This window comes from Modicisalibacter coralii (genome assembly GCF_004117855.1).
GTDB classification, from domain to species: domain Bacteria; phylum Pseudomonadota; class Gammaproteobacteria; order Pseudomonadales; family Halomonadaceae; genus Modicisalibacter; species Modicisalibacter coralii.
Genome location: NZ_QWBW01000057.1, coordinates 1 through 2,349, shown reverse-complemented (window position 1 = coordinate 2,349; position 2,349 = coordinate 1). Strand labels below are relative to the sequence as shown.

The window sequence follows — 2,349 nt, the reverse complement described above, 5'->3', positions numbered from 1 at the left end:
TGGTAAGCGCTCCATAAACCCCATCTTCCGGGCACGATTCATCAACGACAGACTGGTGCCTCCCATCATGAAGGAGGGCACCATGAACGAGCTGACCTCGACACAGGCCTACTGGCTGGGCCATCTATTTCATGCCTCATCCCGGCAACTGTCGCTGAGCGAGTATGCCGAGGAGCAGGAACTGGCGTTGGCGGCGTTGCTGGCCTGGGAGCAACGTCTGGTGGTGCAGGGTGTGCCGGTGCCGCCGCGTCATCGCCCGAAGCGCTTCGTCGCCGTGGAGGTGGCCCGATGATCCGGCCGGATACCGGGCTGCGGGTCTATCTGTGCCGCGAGCCGGTCGACATGCGCAAGCAGATCGATGGGTTGGCCCTGCTGGTCCAGGAGGCCATGGAACTCGACCCCTTCGAGGCGGCGGTGTTCGTCTTCGGTAATCGCCAGCGCGACAAGGTCAAGCTGCTCTACTGGGAACGCAACGGCTTCGTGGTCTGGTACAAGCGCCTGGAGCGCGAGCGCTTCAAATGGCCGGACCGGCTGGCGGGCGACACCGTCACGCTCTCGGGGCAGCAACTCAACTGGCTGCTCGATGGCTACGATCTCAGCGCCATGCAGCCACACAAGGCCTTGCACTTTCAATCGGTTGGGTAGCCTGACGACTCCCCAAGAGAGGTCGGCTGCGGTAACATCGTGGCATGACGTCCTCTGCTTCCCACACCGCCGATACCATCCACCGGTTGCAACGCCAACTGGCAGCTGCCGAGGCAGACAAGGCCCATGCCGATGCCGAAAATGCCCGCCTTTTGGCCCTGATGGCCAAGAAGGAAGCGCAGTGGGAAGCGACCAAGGCGTCGCTCTTCGAGCAGTTCCGCCTGGCCATCGAACGCCAGTTCGGCCCCTCTACCGAGAAGTATCGCGTCGAACAGGCTGACCTGCTGATCAACGAAGCCGAAGCGGCGGTCGATGAGGAAGAGACCAGCGCCCAGGATGATACGGCTGATGACGCGTTTGACGTACCGGCCGAGCCCCATCAGCCGGCCAAGCGCCGCACCCGCGGCGGTCGCGTCGCTCTGCCGCCCGAGCTGCCGCGCGTCGAGGTGGTACACGAGTTGCCCGAGGAGTCCCGCCACTGCGCCGAGGACGGCACCGAACTCAAGGTCATCGGCGAGGCGGTGAGCGAGGAGCTCCACGTGGTGCCGGCACGGATCGAGGTGATCCGCCATGTCCGCGTCAAGTATGCCTGCCCGGCCTGCGAAGAGGGCGTGCAGATCTCCCCGGCGCCGGCCAAGCTGCTGCCGAAGAGCAACGCCAGCGCCACGCTGCTCGCCTACGTGGCCACCGCCAAGTACCAGGACGCCTTGCCGCTCTACCGGCAGAGCCAGATCTTTGCCCGCCACGGGGCCGAGATCCCGCGCCAGACCCTGGCGCGCTGGATGGTGCAGGTCGGCGAACGTGTGGCACCGCTGATCGAGTCGCTGCGGCGACACCTGCTGCAGGCCCCGCTGATCCACATGGACGAGACCACCCTGCAGGTCAATGCCGAAGCGGACCGACCCGCGAGTGCCACCTCCTATATGTGGCTGCAGCGCGGCGGGCCACCGGGCCAGCAAGTGGTGCTGTTCGACTATGACGCCAGCCGTGCCGGTCGGGTGCCCGTGCGCCTGCTGGGTGACTATGCCGGTTGCCTGGTCACCGACGGCTACGAAGGCTATGCCCAGGTCGTGCGCGACAACGGCATCACCCATGCCGGCTGCTGGGCGCATGCGCGGCGCAAGTTCGTCGAGGCCCAGAAGGTGCAGCCCAAGGGCAAGACCGGCAAGGCCGACTGGGCCCTCAACCAGATCCGCAAGCTCTACGCCGTGGAGCAGCAGGCCAAGACCCTGGGACCGGAGGCGCGGCAGGCGCTGCGCGAGCAGCAGAGCCGCCCCGTGATCACGCAGTTGCGCACCTGGCTCGACAAGTCGCTGACCCAGGTGCTGCCCAGGAGCGCGCTGGGCAAGGCGCTGCACTATCTCGATGATCAGTGGGCACGGCTGACGCGCTTCCTCGATGACGGGGTGATCCCGCTGGACAACAACCCGGCGGAGAACGCCATCCGCCCCTTCGTGGTGGGCCGCAAGAACTGGCTGTTCAGCCACACACCGAGCGGGGCCCAGGCCAGCGCGGCAATCTACAGCCTGATCGAGACGGCCAAGGTCAACGGTCTCTCGCCCTACGAGTACCTGCAGTTCGTGTTCGAGACGCTGCCGACCCTCGGCGACGAGGACGACCCCGACGTACTGCTTCCCTGGCAGTGGAAGGACACCCTACCGGCCTGAGTCAGGCCGGTACAGATGGGGTTGTTGGATCGCTTAC

General features: G+C 65.9%; 3 protein-coding genes. All 3 read left to right on the top strand.

Annotated features, from left to right (window positions below; genetic code table 11):
- Positions 1–292 (top strand): hypothetical protein (locus tag D0901_RS20710; protein ID WP_233440486.1); only part of this gene is annotated, 292 nt, incomplete at its 5' end.
- Positions 289–645 carry an IS66 family insertion sequence element accessory protein TnpB gene (gene tnpB, locus D0901_RS20705; protein ID WP_129142185.1) on the top strand — a complete coding sequence of 119 codons (357 nt, stop codon included), beginning with the start codon at positions 289–291 and terminating at the stop codon, positions 643–645. The genes D0901_RS20710 and tnpB, both read left to right, overlap by 4 nt.
- Before the next feature lie 44 nt (positions 646–689).
- Entirely contained in the window at positions 690–2,312 is a 1,623-nt protein-coding gene (tnpC, locus tag D0901_RS20700; protein WP_129142184.1) for an IS66 family transposase, read from the top strand.
- Positions 2,313–2,349: the final 37 nt, after the last annotated feature.

Bases quoted from the DNA above. Each gene is read 5' to 3' on its own strand.
- tnpC (WP_129142184.1), top strand. From the start codon at position 690: ATGACGTCCTCTGCTTCCCACACCGCCGATACCATCCACCGGTTGCAA.
- tnpB (WP_129142185.1), top strand. From the start codon at position 289: ATGATCCGGCCGGATACCGGGCTGCGGGTCTATCTGTGCCGCGAGCCG.